The sequence below is a fragment of the Piscirickettsia salmonis LF-89 = ATCC VR-1361 genome (genome assembly GCF_000297215.2).
GTDB lineage: Bacteria > Pseudomonadota > Gammaproteobacteria > Piscirickettsiales > Piscirickettsiaceae > Piscirickettsia > Piscirickettsia salmonis.
On the sequence record NZ_AMFF02000155.1, the window covers coordinates 1 to 711 of the forward strand.

2 protein-coding genes are annotated in these 711 nt (G+C 39.5%); both read right to left on the reverse strand.

The window, feature by feature from the left end; translation table 11 throughout:
• Positions 1 to 135: 135 nt before the first annotated feature.
• Positions 136 to 423, reverse strand: coding sequence for an IS1 family transposase (locus C200_RS12560; protein ID WP_033923803.1), 288 nt, complete (start codon positions 421 to 423; stop codon positions 136 to 138).
• 52 nt (positions 424 to 475) lie between these two features.
• Positions 476 to 711: IS1-like element transposase (locus C200_RS12565; RefSeq protein ID WP_033923802.1), on the reverse strand; the 236-nt coding region annotated here is incomplete at its 5' end.

Sequence of the window (711 nt, forward strand, 5' to 3'; positions counted from 1 at the left end):
GATTTAAACCCGATCGAGCATGTATGGTCACCGCTTAAAAATAGGGTTCGCATGAAGCTTGATCAAGATGAAATAAATTTAGAGACAGCGCTTAGTCAAGTAATGAAGTCAATGTCAGAAACTATTCGTTGAGCGCTATAAATGCTTGCGCTCAATGGCCTGTGTGTTTTTTTTGCCAATGAAGTGAGAATCTTCTGGCAAAATACGCTGATAAGAGCCCCAATCATCTGTATAGTAATAACGAATGTTAAACGATGAAAGTTTTGATTTAAGCGCAATTAAAGCCTCATCTTTACGCCGGCCAAAATGATAGGCAAGAATTTTTCGGGTTGAGTGATCAATTGCATGCCAAAGCCAGCGCTGGTTTTTCTTATGACCAACAAAGCTCCACATTTCATCCAGCTCAATATCGTTTACACACACTAATTCGACTTCTCTTTCTTCATCACCGTTTAGCAGCTGGGTGTTAACAGAGTCAAGACACTTGGCTTTTTTTTAACTCTTTCATGACGGTGTTTGTGCTGACTTTTAACACACGAGCGATATCCCGAATTCCACTGCCATTCATACTCATGTCAATAATTTTTTCTTTTGTCTCTGGCAAATCACCTGGCCGCTTATAGTTCAGTAGGAATGTATCTTTATCACAGCCTGTATTTTTGCATTTATAACGCTGATTGCCTGAAGCGTTCCTGCCAAATTTAATGACAT